The organism is Sinorhizobium sp. (genome assembly GCF_059070375.1).
The window spans coordinates 2,849,641-2,865,631 of the sequence record NZ_JCACWC010000003.1 but is presented as its reverse complement, the minus strand read 5'-3'; the positions used below and the strand labels follow the sequence as shown (position 1 = coordinate 2,865,631).

General features: G+C 62.2%; 17 protein-coding genes and 1 tRNA gene. 6 read left to right on the top strand and 12 right to left on the bottom strand.

Annotated features, from left to right (window positions below):
• Nucleotides 1–88: 88 nt before the first annotated feature.
• The 3 genes from lysA to argH form a co-directional block, all read right to left on the bottom strand.
• Nucleotides 89–1,357 carry a diaminopimelate decarboxylase gene (lysA, locus tag AC5J09_RS25835; protein ID WP_324762259.1) on the bottom strand — a complete coding sequence of 423 codons (1,269 nt, stop codon included), beginning with the start codon at nucleotides 1,355–1,357 and terminating at the stop codon, nucleotides 89–91.
• 14 nt (nucleotides 1,358–1,371) lie between these two features.
• Nucleotides 1,372–1,572 carry an LPS translocon maturation chaperone LptM gene (gene lptM / locus AC5J09_RS25830; RefSeq protein WP_198516870.1) on the bottom strand — a complete coding sequence of 67 codons (201 nt, stop codon included), beginning with the start codon at nucleotides 1,570–1,572 and terminating at the stop codon, nucleotides 1,372–1,374.
• Between the two features lie 195 nt (nucleotides 1,573–1,767).
• Nucleotides 1,768–3,171, bottom strand: coding sequence for an argininosuccinate lyase (argH, locus tag AC5J09_RS25825; RefSeq protein ID WP_379938032.1), 1,404 nt, complete (start codon nucleotides 3,169–3,171; stop codon nucleotides 1,768–1,770).
• Nucleotides 3,172–3,196: 25 nt separating this feature from the next.
• On the opposite strand from argH, the gene tlpA reads away from it, so the two are divergent.
• Nucleotides 3,197–3,871, top strand: a complete 675-nt coding sequence (tlpA, locus tag AC5J09_RS25820; RefSeq protein ID WP_275597417.1) for a thiol:disulfide interchange protein TlpA — start codon at nucleotides 3,197–3,199, stop codon at nucleotides 3,869–3,871.
• A gap of 37 nt (nucleotides 3,872–3,908) precedes the next feature.
• Here the strand turns inward: tlpA and AC5J09_RS25815 are convergent, their stop codons facing one another.
• The 7 genes from AC5J09_RS25815 to AC5J09_RS25785 form a co-directional block, all read right to left on the bottom strand.
• Nucleotides 3,909–4,781 carry a 3-hydroxybutyryl-CoA dehydrogenase gene (locus AC5J09_RS25815; protein WP_010970098.1) on the bottom strand — a complete coding sequence of 291 codons (873 nt, stop codon included), beginning with the start codon at nucleotides 4,779–4,781 and terminating at the stop codon, nucleotides 3,909–3,911.
• Between the two features lie 143 nt (nucleotides 4,782–4,924).
• Nucleotides 4,925–5,866, bottom strand: coding sequence for an electron transfer flavoprotein subunit alpha/FixB family protein (locus AC5J09_RS25810; protein WP_127708909.1), 942 nt, complete (start codon nucleotides 5,864–5,866; stop codon nucleotides 4,925–4,927).
• Between the two features lie 116 nt (nucleotides 5,867–5,982).
• On the bottom strand, nucleotides 5,983–6,732 hold the full coding sequence (locus AC5J09_RS25805; RefSeq protein ID WP_494298853.1) for an electron transfer flavoprotein subunit beta/FixA family protein: 750 nt from the start codon (nucleotides 6,730–6,732) through the stop codon (nucleotides 5,983–5,985).
• A gap of 300 nt (nucleotides 6,733–7,032) precedes the next feature.
• The gene (locus AC5J09_RS25800) at nucleotides 7,033–7,824 is read right to left on the bottom strand and encodes a rhomboid family intramembrane serine protease (protein ID WP_494298852.1); all 792 of its coding nucleotides are present in this window, start codon (nucleotides 7,822–7,824) and stop codon (nucleotides 7,033–7,035) included.
• Between the two features lie 38 nt (nucleotides 7,825–7,862).
• Nucleotides 7,863–8,441 carry a cob(I)yrinic acid a,c-diamide adenosyltransferase gene (locus AC5J09_RS25795; protein ID WP_018096927.1) on the bottom strand — a complete coding sequence of 193 codons (579 nt, stop codon included), beginning with the start codon at nucleotides 8,439–8,441 and terminating at the stop codon, nucleotides 7,863–7,865.
• Between the two features lie 17 nt (nucleotides 8,442–8,458).
• Complete coding sequence (locus AC5J09_RS25790; protein WP_018096928.1) at nucleotides 8,459–8,662, bottom strand: twin transmembrane helix small protein; 204 nt, start codon at nucleotides 8,660–8,662, stop codon at nucleotides 8,459–8,461.
• Nucleotides 8,663–8,684: 22 nt separating this feature from the next.
• Nucleotides 8,685–9,518: an SDR family oxidoreductase gene (locus AC5J09_RS25785; protein ID WP_494298851.1), complete on the bottom strand. Its 834-nt coding sequence runs from the start codon at nucleotides 9,516–9,518 to the stop codon at nucleotides 8,685–8,687.
• Nucleotides 9,519–9,688: 170 nt separating this feature from the next.
• Here AC5J09_RS25785 and AC5J09_RS25780 point away from each other — a divergent pair, with 170 nt between their 5' ends.
• Complete coding sequence (locus tag AC5J09_RS25780; protein WP_018096930.1) at nucleotides 9,689–10,564, top strand: YihY/virulence factor BrkB family protein; 876 nt, start codon at nucleotides 9,689–9,691, stop codon at nucleotides 10,562–10,564.
• Nucleotides 10,565–10,582: 18 nt separating this feature from the next.
• Here the strand turns inward: AC5J09_RS25780 and gluQRS are convergent, their stop codons facing one another.
• Nucleotides 10,583–11,476: a tRNA glutamyl-Q(34) synthetase GluQRS gene (gluQRS, locus tag AC5J09_RS25775; RefSeq protein WP_324762252.1), complete on the bottom strand. Its 894-nt coding sequence runs from the start codon at nucleotides 11,474–11,476 to the stop codon at nucleotides 10,583–10,585.
• 154 nt (nucleotides 11,477–11,630) lie between these two features.
• Here gluQRS and AC5J09_RS25770 point away from each other — a divergent pair, with 154 nt between their 5' ends.
• The gene (locus AC5J09_RS25770; protein WP_018096932.1) at nucleotides 11,631–12,278 is read left to right on the top strand and encodes a DNA-3-methyladenine glycosylase family protein; all 648 of its coding nucleotides are present in this window, start codon (nucleotides 11,631–11,633) and stop codon (nucleotides 12,276–12,278) included.
• Between the two features lie 106 nt (nucleotides 12,279–12,384).
• Entirely contained in the window at nucleotides 12,385–12,942 is a 558-nt protein-coding gene (locus tag AC5J09_RS25765; RefSeq protein WP_003533486.1) for an HNH endonuclease, read from the top strand.
• A gap of 2 nt (nucleotides 12,943–12,944) precedes the next feature.
• Here AC5J09_RS25765 and AC5J09_RS25760 read toward each other — a convergent pair whose 3' ends face one another.
• A complete protein-coding gene (locus tag AC5J09_RS25760) occupies nucleotides 12,945–13,475 on the bottom strand; it encodes a disulfide bond formation protein B (RefSeq protein ID WP_275597423.1) in 531 nt (176 codons plus the stop codon).
• 260 nt (nucleotides 13,476–13,735) lie between these two features.
• Here AC5J09_RS25760 and AC5J09_RS25755 point away from each other — a divergent pair.
• Nucleotides 13,736–13,820: transfer RNA gene (locus AC5J09_RS25755), tRNA-Leu, on the top strand.
• A gap of 410 nt (nucleotides 13,821–14,230) precedes the next feature.
• Nucleotides 14,231–15,847: an arylsulfatase gene (locus AC5J09_RS25750; RefSeq protein ID WP_494298850.1), complete on the top strand. Its 1,617-nt coding sequence runs from the start codon at nucleotides 14,231–14,233 to the stop codon at nucleotides 15,845–15,847.
• Nucleotides 15,848–15,991 lie beyond the last annotated feature (144 nt).

Sequence of the window (15,991 nt, the reverse complement as noted above, 5' to 3'; positions counted from 1 at the left end):
ACATTGTTTGTGGCGAAGACGAGGGCGGCCCGTAAAACAATGCGTGATCGCCGCCGGCAACCCCAATCGTGACAGCGTCCGCTCGAGGTCAGTCGAGCCAGTCCGGCACCGAGTCGAGGCCGATCAGCTCGTCGTAGCCCCGGCGCGGGCGGATCACGTGGAAACGATCGCCCTTGACGAGCACCTCGGGCACCAGCAGGCGGCTGTTATAGGTTCCCGCCTGTACGGCACCGTAGGCGCCCGCCGAGCCGATCGCGAAAAGATCGCCGGGCTTCGGCATCGCCATCTCCCGGTCGAGCGCCAGATAGTCGCCGGTCTCGCAGACCGGCCCGACGACATCGGCCTTGATGCGCGGTGCGCTGGCCGCGGAAATCCTCACCGGGCGTAACTCGTGATAGGCCTCGTAGAGCGTCGGGCGGATGAGATCGTTCATCGCTCCATCGACGATGACAAAGGTCTTGTCGCCGCCGTCCTTCACATAGACCACTTCGGTCACGAGAATGCCGGCATTGCCGACGATCAGCCGGCCCGGTTCGGTGACGATCTTGCAGTCGAGGCCCTTGAGCTGGTTCTTGACGATATCGGCATAGGCGTCCGGCAAGGGCGGCGGGTTGTTGTCTTCACGGTAGGGAATGCCGAGACCGCCGCCGATATCGACGTGCTCGATGACATGCCCGTCGGAACGCAGCGTATCGACCAGTTCGCGCAACAGCTTGAAGGCGTCATCGAAAGGCTGCAGCTCAGTGATCTGGCTGCCGATATGCATGTCGATCCCGGTCACTTCGATGCCGGGAAGCTCGGCGGCGTGAGCGTAGACGCTCCGGGCCCGCTCCCAGGAAATGCCGAACTTGTTTTCCTTCTTCCCGGTCGAGATCTTTGCATGTGTGCGGGCATCGACGTCGGGATTGATGCGGAAGGAAACCGGCGCTCGTCTGCCGGCGCGTACGGCCCTCTGGTTCAGGACCTCCAATTCCGGCTCGGATTCGACATTGAAGCAATAGATGCCTGCCTCGAGAGCAAAATCCATCTCGCGCGCGGTCTTGCCGACGCCCGAGAACATGATCCGGCTTGCCGGAACGCCCGCTGCAAGCGCGCGGCGCAGTTCACCCTCGGACACCACGTCCACGCCTGCGCCGAGACGGCCGAGCGTTTTCAGCACGGCCTGGTTCGAATTGGCCTTCATCGCATAGCAGACCATGGCGTCCACATCGGCAAAGGCTTGCGAAAAGACCCTGTAATGGCGCTCCAGCGTCGCGGTGGAATAACAGTAGAACGGCGTGCCGACGGCGCGGGCGATCTCCGTCAGGGGCACGTCTTCGGCGTAAAGAATTCCGTCGCGGTATTGGAAATGATTCACGGTCTTTCCTCGGCTCAGAGGAGGGGGTCAAGCAGGAATGGGCGGTCGTCGACGGTTTGCTTCGGCGCGACAGTACCGGCGGGCGTTTTCGTATTGATCGGTGCGGTGGCCCCCGGCCGGTCGAGGTCGCCCTTACGCCCGCAGCCGGCGAGAACCAGCCCCGGGATTGCCAGAAGAAGCGCGATTCGGGCGGCCTTCCTGAATGTCATCGTCATTTCCCTTTGCCGAAGCTGAGAGCCGATTGATCTTGGGAGCGCAGGGGCGGCAGGAACATGTTCCCTGCGCCGCTCCGGTGCGATGTCTTACCGATTTTTCAGCGCCTTGTGCACCCTGTTTCTGCGCAGGAGAGAGCAGCAGTGGAGCCGACGCATTCTGCAACGGAAACCGTTACACACTTTTCCTGAAGCGCTCTAGTTGCGCGCCCGCCACCAGGAGATCTGCTTGCGGACTTCGGAGGGCGCAGTGCCGCCGAAACTGGTGCGGCTTGCCACGGAGGCCTCGACCGTCAGGACGCCGTAGACCTTGTCCGTTATCGCGGAATTGATCGCCTGCAGCTCGGCGAGCGGGAGGTCGGCGAGGTCGCATCCTTTCTGTTCCGCAAGCGCGACGACGCGGCCGGTCACATGGTGGGCGTCGCGGAAGGGCAGGCCTGCCTCGCGCACCAGCCAGTCGGCGAGATCGGTGGCGGTCGAGTAGCCGGAGCCGGCTGCAGCCTTCATCCGGTCGGCGCGTATCGTCACGTCGCGGATCATGCCGGTCATGGCCGCGATTGCGAGTTCGAGGCTCTCGGCCGCATCGAAGACCTGTTCCTTGTCTTCCTGCATGTCCTTGGAATAGGCGAGGGGAAGACCCTTCATCACAGTGAGCAGCGCAACCAGCGAGCCGTTGACGCGCCCGGTCTTGGCGCGCACGAGCTCGGCCGCATCGGGATTCTTCTTCTGCGGCATGATCGACGAACCGGTCGAAAAGGCGTCCGACAGGCGGATGAAGCCGAATTGCGGCGTGGACCAGATGACGATTTCTTCCGCGAGCCGCGACAGGTGGGTCGCCGCGATCGCGGCGATCGACAGGAATTCGAGCGCGAAGTCGCGGTCGGAGACGGTATCGATGGAATTGCGCGTCGGTTCGCGGAAGCCTAGCGCCTTGGCGGTCATGTGCCGATCGATGGGGAAGCCGGTGCCGGCAAGCGCGGCTGCGCCGATCGGGCTTTCGTCCATGTGCTCGATCGCGTGGCGAACGCGCGCCCGGTCGCGGCCGAACATTTCCACATAGGCCATGCAGTGATGTCCGAAGGTGACCGGCTGCGCCGTTTGCAAATGGGTGAAGCCGGGCATCACCGTGTCGGCATGCTCTTCGGCGCGGTCGAGAAAGGCAGCGATGAGACCGGTCAGCGCCTTCTCGGTCTTCTGAAGCTCCTCTTTCACCCACAGGCGGAAATCGAGCGCCACCTGGTCGTTGCGCGAGCGCGCCGTGTGGAGGCGCCCGGCGGCCGGGCCGATCAGCGCCGCCAGCCGCGCCTCGATGTTCATGTGGATGTCTTCCAGGCGGCGCGAGAATTCGAATGCGCCGCTGTCGATCTCTGACAGGATCGTGTCGAGGCCGTGAACGATCTTGTCTTTGTCTTCGGCGGAAATGATGCCTTGATGCGCCAGCATCGTCGCATGCGCTATTGAGCCGCGGATGTCCTGGGCATAGAGCTTCTTGTCGAAGCCGATCGAGGCATTTATCTCCTCCATGATCGCGTCCGGGCCCGAGGCGAAGCGACCGCCCCACATCTGGTTGGAGGATTTCGTCTCGGAACTGCCGTCAGCCATCAGGATGCCCGCCTTGGAGAATGAAATGCCAGACCAGAAGAAACGCCCTCCGGCCCTTAAATTGTTCGCGCTCGCCGCCCTTCTGGGCGTGATCGCCGGTGCGGCTGCGGTATACGTGAAGGAGACGGGGTCTGGCAATGGCGGCGTCACGCCGACGGCGGATGCGAGCTGCCCGCTGGCCGGGCAAAAAGTGGCTTCGCTCACCCCGCTGATGCGCGGCCAGGTCGCGGCGATGACGCCGGCGGACAACGCGCGCCCGATCGGCGGCCTCGATTTCGCAGGTCCAGATGGCAAGCCGCTGACGCTTGCCGCCTTTGCCGGCAAGACAGTCCTGGTCAACCTCTGGGCCACCTGGTGCGTGCCTTGCCGGGAGGAGATGCCGGCGCTCAACGCCCTGCAACAGGCGCTCGGCGGCGACCGTTTCGAGGTGGTCGCAATCAACATCGACACCGGTGCCGACGACAAGCCGAAGGCATTCCTCGACGAGGTCGGCGTTCATGCGCTCGGCTACTACCGCGATGCCTCGATGGGAGTTTTCAACACGCTCAAGAAGGAGGGGCTCGCCTTCGGCCTTCCCGCTACCTTGCTTCTCGACGAAAAGGGCTGCCTTCTGGGGTCGATGAACGGGCCGGCCGTATGGGACAGCGATGACGCGAAGAACCTCATCGAAGCGGCGCTGGCTCCGCCTGCAGGAAGTTGAGCGGTCGCCGCAGGAGCCTTCCGCCTGACCTGAAAGGTCAGCGCGTCGGTACGGGCACCTCGCCCCGGTAATCGTAGAAGCCGCGGCCGGATTTGCGGCCGAGCCAACCGGCCTCGACATATTTCACCAGCAGCGGGCAGGGGCGATACTTCGAATCCGCCAGGCCGTCATGCAGCACCTGCATGATCGACAGACAGGTGTCGAGGCCGATGAAATCGGCGAGCTGCAACGGACCCATCGGATGGTTGGCGCCGAGCTTCATGGCCGTGTCGATGGCATCGACGGTGCCGACGCCTTCATAGAGCGTGTAGATAGCCTCGTTGATCATCGGCAACAGGATGCGATTGACGATGAAGGCGGGAAAATCTTCGGCGACGGTGACGGTCTTGTCGAGATGCGCGACAAATTCCTTTGCCGCCTTGAAGGTCTCTTCCTCCGTGGCGATACCGCGTACGAGCTCCACCAGCTTCATGACCGGGACCGGGTTCATGAAGTGGATGCCCATGAACCGTTCGGGACGATCGGTCGCGGAGGCGAGCCGGGTTATGGACAGGGACGATGTGTTGGTCGCCAGGATGGCATCCGGCCTCATGACCGGGCAGACCTGACCGTAGATCTTGCGCTTGACGGTTTCGTCTTCGGTGACCGCCTCGATGACGAGATCGGCCTGCGCGAGGTCGTTGATGTCGCCTGAGCCCTTGATCAGGGAAAGCGCCCGCTTGCGGTCCTCGTCGCTCATCTTGCCGGAGGAGACCTGCCGGGCAAGATTGCCGTTGATGGTGGCAAGCCCCGCCTCGATTCGGTCCGCGGCGATATCGTAGAGCTGAACCTTATATCCGGCGGCTGCCGAAACATGGGCAATGCCGCAGCCCATCTGTCCTGCGCCGATAATTCCCACCGTCTTGATCATTGAAGCGAACACCCATGTTCAACAGGTTGCGGCAATGACGCTGCCGCAAATGCAAAATTACCGGGCCGGCAGGGCCGGCCCGGTATGATTGTTAATGCCATGTCGGCGCTTTTTCCAGCTTTTTCGTGCCGGTGGCCGGTGCGTCAAAGCGCCTTCTCGAGTTCCGGCAGGACATCGAAGAGATCGGCGACGAGGCCGTAGTCGGCGACCTGGAAGATCGGCGCTTCCTCGTCCTTGTTGATGGCGACGATCACCTTGCTGTCCTTCATGCCGGCGAGGTGCTGGATCGCACCGGAAATGCCGCAGGCGATGTAGAGGTCGGGGGCGACCACCTTGCCGGTCTGGCCGACCTGCCAGTCGTTCGGCGCATAGCCGGCATCGACGGCGGCGCGCGAGGCGCCGACGGCGGCGCCGAGCTTGTCGGCAACCGGGAGGATGACTTCCTTGAACTTCTCCGAGGAGCCGAGCGCCCGGCCGCCGGAGATGATGATCTTCGCCGAGGTCAGTTCCGGCCGGTCGGAGGACGACAGCGCATCGGAAACATGGGCGGAAAGGCCGGGATTTGCCGCGGCGGCAACCGTCTCGACCGGGGCCGAGCCGCCGTCTTGAGCAGCGGCAAAGGAGGCGGTGCGCACGGTGATCACCTTCTTCGGCTCGCTCGTCTGCACCGTCTGGATGGCGTTGCCGGCATAGATCGGCCGTTTGAAGGTATCAGGCGAGACGACCTCGATGATCTCCGAAACCTGGGCGACGTCGAGAAGGGCTGCGACCCGCGGCATGACGTTCTTGCCGACCGAGGTGGCGGCGGCAACGACGGTGTCGTAATTGCCGGCGAGCGAAACGATCAGCGCGGCCAGCGGCTCGGCGAGATTGTTGGCGAGCGAGGCGTCCTCGGCGACCAGCACCTTGGCGACGCCCGAAAGCTTGGAGGCTTGCTCGGCAATCCCTTTGACGTTCTGACCGGCAACCAGCACATGCACGTCGGTTCCGGTCCCACTGGCGATCTTCGTTGCCGCCGTCAGCGCCTTCGCCGTCTGGTCGGAAAGGTGGCTGTTGTCGTGGTCAGCCAGAAGCAGAATGGCCATGGTAGAATTCTCCCTTTCGATCGAGCTCAACGATCCGTTCCGGATCGGAGCTCATGAGTCTGAAGTGGTTCATGCGTTTGCCCGGAAGCCGGTGTTCGCTTTCCGGACGCATGAACTTAAAGCACGCCGGCTTCGGTCTTGAGCTTCTCGACGAGCTCGGCGACCGTCTTCACCTTGACGCCGGCCTTGCGGCCGGAGGGCTCTTCGGTCTTCAACACCTTCAGCCGCGGGCTGGTGTCGACGCCGAAATCGGCCGGGCTCTTCTTGTCGAGCGGCTTCTTCTTCGCCTTCATGATGTTCGGCAGAGAGGCATAGCGCGGCTCGTTGAGGCGCAGATCGGTGGTGACGACCGCCGGCAGCTTCAGTTCGACCGTCTGCAGGCCGCCGTCGACCTCGCGGGTGACGTTGATCTTGCCGTCGCCGATCTCGACCTTGGAGGCAAAGGTGCCCTGGGCCCAGCCGAGCAAGGCCGACAGCATCTGGCCGGTCTGGTTGGAATCGTCGTCGATCGCCTGCTTGCCGACGATGATCAGCCCCGGCTGTTCGGCCTCGGCGACTTGCCTGACGATCTTGGCCACAGCGAGCGGCTCGACCTGGTCTTCGGTCTCGACCAGGATCGCCCGGTCGGCGCCCATGGCGAGCGCGGTCCTGAGCGTCTCTTCCGCCTTGGCCGGGCCGATCGACACGACCACCACTTCACTCGCCTTGCCGGCTTCCTTCAGCCGCAGCGCCTCTTCGACCGAGATCTCGTCGAAGGGGTTCATCGACATCTTCACATTGGCAAGCTCGACGCCCGTTCCATCCGCTTTGACCCGGATCTTGACGTTGTAGTCGACGACCCGTTTCACCGTCACAAGTATTTTCATGGATTCTTTCCCTCCAAGAACGTTCGCAGGAAAATGCGCCTTAACAAGGCGGCCTGATTGTCGGTTGGCGACATCGATACGCGTTTTTGCTCCATAGACAAGCCGTTCTTGACGCTAAATCGCGATGAACCAACGCCAATTCGATATGACCGGGCTTATTCATACTTACGTTTACGTACAGGTAAAAAAATCCGCTGGCAAGCGGAGCCGCAAGGCCGGCTTCTATCGGGCATCACCCCAAACGCAGGGCATGCAATCCCTTGAAAACTCGACCTTTATTTCTCGGGCTCCCCTCGAAAATCAACCCGGCCGGCCCCATTGCGGAGCGGGCTTCGAAGCGCCGGCGGCTGCCGGCAACGTTTCATCGGGCGCTCTCGCCCTGTGCTCCACGGCGCGTGGAGTGACGATGGTCCGATCGAACAGCGGCACACCGCGGCGTCGCAAAACGACAACGAGCAGGAGACCCGCGACGATGCCGCCGACATGCGCACTCCAGGAAACGCCGCCGCCGGGATCGGCCACGAACATGAAGAACTGCTGGCCGATCCAGAAGGCGAGCGGAATGGCGGCGGGGAGCGGCAGGGGGATGCGGAAGAGCACGAGCACCCAGACCCGCACCTTGGGGTGCAGGAGGAAATAGGCGGCAACGACGCCGGATATGGCGCCGGAAGCGCCGATCAGCGGCGCCTCCGAGGCCGGATCGAGGAGCCCATGGGCCAGCGCTCCGGCCGCCGCGCACAGAAGATAGAAAACGAGAAATCGGAAATGCCCGAGCGCGTCCTCGACATTGTCGCCGAAGACCCAGAGGAAAAGCATGTTCATGGCGAGGTGCATGAAGTCGCCATGCAGAAACGAGTAGGTGACGAAGGTGAATTCGTCCGGAACGATCACCAGCGAGGGATCGAGGGCGGCATACTCGAAGATGATCGCGGGGATATAGCCTAGCCCGAGGATCGCAGCATTGGCGAAATCCTCGGTTGCGACGGGTCCGGTAGCGAGCCAGGCAACGAAATTGATGACGATCAGCGTGATCGTCACATACTGCATTCTTATGTGCTTCAGCTCGTTCCTGTCATGCAGCGGTATGAACATGCGATCCCCGAGACGACCCGCGCCGAAACAAAAATACGTTATCTGTTGTTGCCGGGGACCCAAAGGACATCGGCGCGCCCCTTGTCATTTGCCCAGCGGGCCGCGACGAACAGGAAATCCGAAAGGCGGTTGACATAGGCAATCGCCTCCGCGCTGACGGCCTCGCCTTCCATCGATGCGAGTGCGACCATTTGCCTCTCGCCGCGCCGCGCTACGGTACGGGCCACATGGAGCGCGGCCGAAGCGGCGCTGCCGGCCGGCAGGACGAAGGAGCGCAGCGGTTCGAGGTCGGCATTCAGCCGGTCGATCTCCCGTTCGAGGCGCTCGACCTGGGCGGCGACGATGCGAAGCGGCTCGTATTCGGGCTTCTCGCCCGTATCCGGTGTGGCGAGATCGGCGCCAAGATCGAAGAGATCGTTCTGGACGCGCATGAGCATCGCGTCGAGATCTGGGATCGCATGCGTGTGCTGGCGGGCGAGGCCGACAAAGGCATTCGTCTCGTCAATGGCGCCATAGGCCTCGACCCTGAGGTCGCTTTTCAGGCGGCGCGGGCCGGAGACGAGGCCGGTGGTGCCGTTGTCGCCTGTCCGGGTGTAGATCTTGTTCAATTTCACCATGATGCTGTCGCTTTACCTCAGCTCGGACGGCCGCCGCCGGTCACCCAGAGCGTCAGCATGATCAGCACGATGGCGATGGCCTGGAACAGCACGCGGGCCTGCATGAGTTTGTTGGAGGTGTTGCCGCTGCCGCCCCTGGCCATGTTGAGCAGGCCGCGGATCAGCACGATCGCTACCAGGCCCATGACGAGCAGGGTCAGACCGGTAAGGAAGCTGTTCATGGCGTAAATCCTTGTGGTTCGGTCAGCCGAGACGACCGATGATGCGGTAGAACAGTGCCGCCGGCAGGAGCTTTTTGAGAAGCACTCCCTGCCTGGCCGGCCTTGTCACTATATAATGCGGCCTCGGACGGCGTGCCGTCAAAGCGTGTTTCAGTACGGCATAAACGGCGTCGGGCCCGAGCTTGCCGGGTGCCGGTTTGCTCTCGCCGCGCAGGCGCCGCATCTGCCGCTCGTATTCCGCACGATGGACGGAATTCTCAAGATCGATGAACCGCTCGATATAGGCGATCGCATTGGTCGTGAATTTCGAGGCGATCGGGCCGGGCTCGATCAGGCTCACGCCGATGCCGCTGCCGGCGAGCTCCATCCTCAATGTGAGCGAGAGCGCCTCGAGCGCGGACTTCGAGGCATTGTAGGCGCCGCGCCAGCGATAGGGCACGAGGCCGAGAATGGACGAGCACTGGACGATGCGGCCATGCCCGCGGGCGCGCATCGCCGGGATGACGCGCCGCGTCAGGTCGTGCCAGCCGATGACGTTGGTTTCGAGCTGGAGCCGCAAGGCCTCCGTCGGCAGATCCTCCACCGCGCCGGCCTGGCCATAGGCGCCATTGTTGAAAAGCGCATCGATTCGTCCGCCGCTCAGCGCCATCACGGCTTCCACCAGCGCGGCAATCGTCTCCGGCCGGGTATAGTCCATGATGAAGGTCTCGATGCCTTCGGCCTCCAGCGGCGCCTGATCCTCCGGCCGGCGCACGGTCGCGAAGACCCGCCAGCCGTCCCGCTGCAGCGCCCGGGCGCAATAGGCCCCGATGCCTGACGAGCAACCGGTGACGATGATTGTGGGGCGATCCGGCATCCACGCGATTCCTGTAGAAATCCAAGCCCCATTTCCCATATTCATCGTTGGGATACAATTGAATTGCAAAGGCGATGGCTGGGACCGGAACGTGACGTCAAGGCCGTTCGCAGGTACTGCGCCGGCTGGTCCTCATCAGGAGCGGGATTGGTGAAAGAGTGGGAGACGGAATGCCGGCATTCGTTCGCATCATCTGGAAGGTCGTGTTCGATGCGCTCTGGCATTTCAGCGAGGACGATGGCTGGGCGATGGCCAGTCACGTGGCGCTTTCTTCCCTTATGGCCGTCTTTCCCTTTCTGATCTTCGGCACCGCGCTCGCCAGTTTTCTGGGCGCCGATCAGTTCGCGCAGACGGCAGTCCATCTGATCTTCGACACCTGGCCGGAATCGATCGCCAAGCCGGTCGCCGACGAAGTCGTGCGCGTATTGACCATCCCGCGCGGCAGCCTGCTTACGATCTCCGTTCTTGCTGCAGCCTATTTCGCGTCGAACGGCGTCGAAGCATTGAGGATCGCGCTCAATCGCGCCTATAGGGTTGCCGAAAGCCGCTACTGGTATGTGACGCGGCTCGCGAGCCTCGGCTTCGTGCTCGGCGCCGTGCTCATTCTCGCCGCCCTCAGTCTTCTTCTGGTCGCGGTGCCTCTGGCGGTCCGCAATGCGGATCAGTGGTTCCCCTGGCTGGATACGCTGATGGCGGCGGTGGACGATTGGGGCTTGCCCCTGACGCTGACCATGCTGACGGCAGGCTTGCTCGTCGCGCATCTGTGGCTGCCGGCCGGCCACCGCAACGTCGTCGACGTCCTGCCCGGCATCTTCCTCACGCTCGTGCTGTGGTCCGTCGGCGGCTACGCCTTCGCCTCCTACATCGCCAATTTTTCCAACTACGTGACGACCTATGCCGGGCTTGCTTCCATCATGATCGTCCTGGTCTTCCTCTACATGCTTGGCGCGATCTTCATCATCGGCGCGGAAATCAACGCTGCCATTCTGAAATACAAGGTGAAGCTCATGGTCAGGCGCAGTTTCCAGGGGGGTCGAGGAGAGTAAGGCTGCGAATTTCTCTCCTCATCGTTCGCCGAGAACCATGGCCCTGACATCCGCAGGCCTGTGCCCCGAAGCCCTGAAGGAGGCGATTCCGGTGTCGCTGTTGCTTTTCGACAGTTTCCGTCCGTCCGGCCCGAGAACGAGGCGATGATGGTGATAGACCGGCTGCGGCAGGCCGAGAAGGCTTTGCAGCAGGCGATGCACCGATGTCGCGTGGTAGAGGTCGCGCCCGCGCACGACATGGGTGATCCCCTGCAGGGCATCGTCGACCACGACCGAGAGATGATAGCTCGACGGCGCATCCGAACGCGACAGGATGACGTCACCCCAGGCGGCCGGATCGGCGCCGACCGAGGCCGCTTCGCCCGAGCTCAACCCCGTTTCTCGCCAGGTGAGTGGCCCGCCGGCCCGCCGCAGGGCCTCTCCCATGTCGAGACGCCAGGCATAGGGGCGGCCGCTCGCCAGGAGAGCCGCCTGCTCGTCCGGCGTGAAGCCGCGCTCGCGGCCGGGATATAGCGGTGTCCCGTCCGGATCGCGCGGCCACGCTTGCCCCTTCGCCTCTGCCGCGGCCACCGCCGCCCTTATTTCACCGCGCGTCATCACGGCGGGATAGACGAGGCCCATCGCGTTCAAGCGCTCGAGCGCAGCGGCATAGACGCCGAGATGTTCGGATTGGCGCCGCACCGGCTCTTCCCAATCGAGACCGAGCCAGGCGAGGTCCTCGAAGATCGCCGCCTCGAATTCCGGCCGGCAGCGCGTCCGATCGATATCTTCGATCCTCAGCAGGAAACGGCCGCCCATGGCTTCCGCCATGTCGTGATTGAGGATCGCCGACAGGGCGTGGCCGAGATGCAGGAGACCGTTGGGACTCGGCGCGAAACGAAAAACCGGTTGTTCTGGTCGTGAAATCGGCATTCTTTTCCTTTGCCATGGAAGCGTTGTAAAGATCACCCGCTTTCTACAGGGCCGTGCGTCTTCCTGCGCACCAAGGGATCTGTAGCACTTTGAATTCCTGCATGCTTCGTCCGTAAATCGGAGACGATCCCGGACACATGCAGTGGGAGGATGCATGCGGATCATCCGGACGCACGAGGATATAGAGGCCGGTCTTGCCGGTCTGGTGATGCTCGATGCCCGGCTCGAACACGTCATCGACAAGGCGGGGCCGGTACCCTTGAGGCGCACCGACCCCGGTTACCGCGGCCTCGCCAACATAATCGTCTCCCAGATGGTCTCGAAGGCGAGCGCGGCGGCGATCTGGAACCGGATGGAGGCCTCGCTCGGCGAGATCACCGCAGACGCGGTGCTTGCGCTCGACGACGAAGATTGCCGACGCTTCGGCTTGTCCCGGGCCAAGGCCGATACGCTGAGAAGGGTCGCCGCTGCCGCGACCGCGGGCGAGATCGATCTCGACGCCATCTGCAACGCCGAAGCGGTGAAGGCAATTCACGAACTGACGGCGATCAAGGGCATAGGCCGTTGGACCGCCGAGGTCTATCTGCTCTTCTGCGCCGGCCATCCGGATGTGTTCCCGGCCGGCGATGTCGCCCTGCAGAATGCCATAGGCCATGCGCTGGGGCTCGAACTGCGACCGACGGCAAGCGAGGTCGATTCGCTCGCGGGCGGCTGGTCGCCATGGCGCAGTGTCGCCGCGCGGCTTTTTTGGGCCTATTATGCGCAGGAGATGCGCCGCGATGCGCTTCCCGTGACGCCTTGAAGAAAAAAAGCGGATCCTTTGCTCCCTTTTCTTTGTGGCTTCACAATCCTGTCGCAACGCGCCTAATATAGAAGAGGCAGATGCCGAATCGCTCAGGAGAATACGCTTGACGATTGCAGTCTCACCTCAGGCCCTGCCGGCGCTCGTGTTGAACGCCGACTATAGGCCGCTGAGTTATTATCCCTTGTCGCTCTGGTCCTGGCAGGACGCGATCAAGGCGGTCTTTCTCGACCGTGTGACTATCCTCGCCGAATACGAACACTCCGTCTCGTCGCCGAGTTTCTCGATGCGGCTGCCGAGCGTCGTCTGTCTCAAGAGCTATGTCCAGCCGTCACGCCACCCGGCCTTCACCCGGTTCAACGTATTCCTGCGGGACAAATTCGAGTGCCAGTATTGCGGCTCGCCGGACGACCTGACCTTCGACCACGTGGTCCCGCGTGCGCATGGCGGCCAGACCACCTGGGAAAACGTCGTCGCCGCCTGTTCTCCCTGCAACTTGCGCAAGGGCAGCAAGCTGCCGAAGCAGGCCGGCATGTTCCCGCACCAGAAGCCATATCACCCGACGGTTCAGGATCTGCACAATAACGGCCGGCTTTTCCCGCCCAACCACCTGCATGACAGCTGGATGGATTATCTCTACTGGGATGTCGAGCTGCAGCCGTAAGGTTAAGACGCCCGACCCTGAGCTGACGCCTTCAAGGCACCACGCAGAGCGATCGCCGCGAGGATCAGGCTCGCGATGACGTTCCAGCCTGCGAAAGAAAGCCCGAGCACGCGCAGCGCCGCATCCGTGCAGGAGGGTGCGTGCTTCGCATCCAGATCGCCGAGCAGGTCGCCGACATCGGAAGAAATGCCTTGCGCCGTGGTGGCGCAGGTCGAGGGGCCTTCCCAGAAGTGCCACTCGGCGCCCGCATGGTACACACCGAGGCCCGCACCGACCAGCATCAGTATGCCGACGCCGAGGAGCAGCGTGCGGGTGGTCCAGCCGGGCAGCTTCAGCACGCTGGTTGCGATGGCGAGAATTCCGAGCGGAATGCCGTAATAATAGGGATCGCGCTGAAGCAGGCACAGCGCGCAGGGGATGTAGCCCCCGATATGCTCGAAGCCGAGCGCACCGCCGACGGTCGCCGCCATGCCGATGGTGACGAGTACGGCACAAATGAGTTGCCGGCGCTGAGCGAACGAATCTGCAAACATGCACACCCCTCGGCGCACGGAGCGGCGAACATGCCGCCCGGGCGCCAGTGAAATCGAACGCCGCCTTCTTAGGCAGGATCGCCGGCTCTGTAAATCGGGTCGCATGTCCGGCCGCCTGCACGCTTTTGTGATCGTACGGAGCAGCTGGCGTGGGAGCACCCGGCCAAATTCACACGATCGGCGAAATTCGCAACTTCGCGGTTGACCGGCCCGAAATCGATCGTGTAAATCGCAAGCGCTGATATCACGCAAAGCCTCTAGCCCCATTGGCGGAATTGGTAGACGCGCTCGACTCAAAATCGAGTTCCGAAAGGAGTGCTGGTTCGACTCCGGCATGGGGCACCACAACTACTTTATAGTGTTGGTTTCATTGCGCTTTTATCTTCTGGCGTCTGATAGTCCTCGCGCCATTCGCAAAACTTCATCTTATTCTGATCTGTTTTCCGTATATTCCACCGGGATAGTCCTCGGCTCTCGACGCGACCAATAGCTGCGCCGGCGGGCCTGTATGTCTGCGATACTTTTGAAAACAGTCGAAGAGGCACCCGCACGAGGGTTGCGAATACTAACTTCGGTTGTATTTTTACGATCAACCTCCACCTCGAGCACACGCGGCGGAGGGGCTTATCCGGGTCGCAGTTTCACGTCTCCCGGTACTCGGTCCGGGTACTGCGTCGGCGTCTCACGGCGCGTAAATACCGGGCAAGCGCAAGTCGGACATCAGCAAGCCTAGAGCTTCATATCGAGGAAGTGTCATGACTAGATCGCTACTTGATCGACTTTTTTCAGCTGCAGCCGGCATCACAGTGGGACTGACGGTTATCTCCGTCGCCCATGCGCAGCAAGCGACACCCGCTACCCCACCAGACAGGCCAAATATTTTGGTAATCTTCGGAGACGACATCGGTTTGACGAACATCAGCGCCTATGCGGATGGCATCGTGGGCTACAGGACACCGAATATCGACCGCATTGCTGAGGAAGGCCTGCGCTTCACCGATTACTACGGCGAGAATAGCTGCACGGCGGGCCGGTCGACCTTCATTACCGGCCAGGCCTGCCTGCGCACGGGTCTCTGCAAGGTCGGTGCACCCGGAGCGCCCGTAGGGCTCCAGGCCGGTGACATCACCATAGCCCAGGCCTTGAAGCCGCTGGGTTATTCGACCGGCCAGTTTGGCAAAAACCACTTGGGCGACAGGGACGAGTTCCTGCCGACGAACCATGGCTTCGATGAATTTTTCGGTAATCTCTACCACCTCAATGCGGAAGAGGAGCCGGAAGCAGCAGCGTGGCCGAAGGACGATGAAGAATTCCTGAAGGTGTACAATCCCCGCGGCGTGGTGAAATCGTCGGCCGACGGGAAGATCGAAGACACCGGCGCGCTCAATCGCAAGCGCATGGAAACCATCGACGACGAAACGACCGCCGCCGCGATCGATTTCATCCGGAGGCAGGTCAAGCAAGGCAAGCCCTTCTTCACCTGGATGAACACGACACGCATGCATGCCTTCACCCATGTCCGCGAATCCATGCGCGGCCAGAGCGGCATGCCCGGCAATGAATATGCCGACGGGATGATCGAGCATGACGGCGACGTCGGCGATCTGCTCAAGGCCTTGGACGATCTCGGCGTCACGGACAACACGATCGTCGTCTACACGACCGATAATGGTCCGAACCAATGGTCATGGCCAGATGCCGCATCGACCCCGTTCCGCAGCGAGAAAGACACAAACTGGGAAGGTGCCTTCCGGGTACCGGCAATGGTCCGCTGGCCCGGGAAGATCAAGGCAGGTCAGGTCTCCAATCAGATCGTCTCCGGCCTGGACTGGTTCCCGACGCTTTTGGCGGCGGCGGGTGACCCAGACATCAAGACCCGTCTGCTGAACGGCTGGAAGCCCGAGGGGAGCACGACGACGTTCAAGAACCATCTCGATGGCTACAACCAGCTGGACTACCTTACCGGCAAGTCGGACAAGAGTGCCCGTTCCGAATTTTTCTATTTCGATGACGACGCCAACCTGGTGGCCACACGCTACGACGATTGGAAGGTGGTCTTTCATGATCAAACTGCCGGCGGAGGATTCGCTGTCTGGCAAACGCCGCTTGTGACCTGGCGCGTGCCCAAGCTGTTCAACCTGCGGATGGACCCCTATGAGCGTGCGGACCTGGTGTCCGATCAGTACAACGACTGGCTTGTAAGAAACGATTTCCTGCTGGTGAAGGGTCAATTGAAGGCTGCAGCGTTCCTGGAGAGCTTCATCAAATATCCGCCTAGCCAACGCGGAGCCAGCTTCAACCTCGAAGGTGTGCGGGCCAAAGTGGATAAGGCGATCGATCAATCGTTCAAAGACCGCGGCATCGAGCAATAACGTCGATAACCATCGAACCGGAAAGAACGCACCGACCCCGGTGCGTTCGCTTCTCCTCGAAATCCGCGCCCACGGTCGGCACCACCATTGAATTCCCCCGCGCTCAAATGCTAGCTGCATTGCAGCAAAACTCAGCTGCAGCAA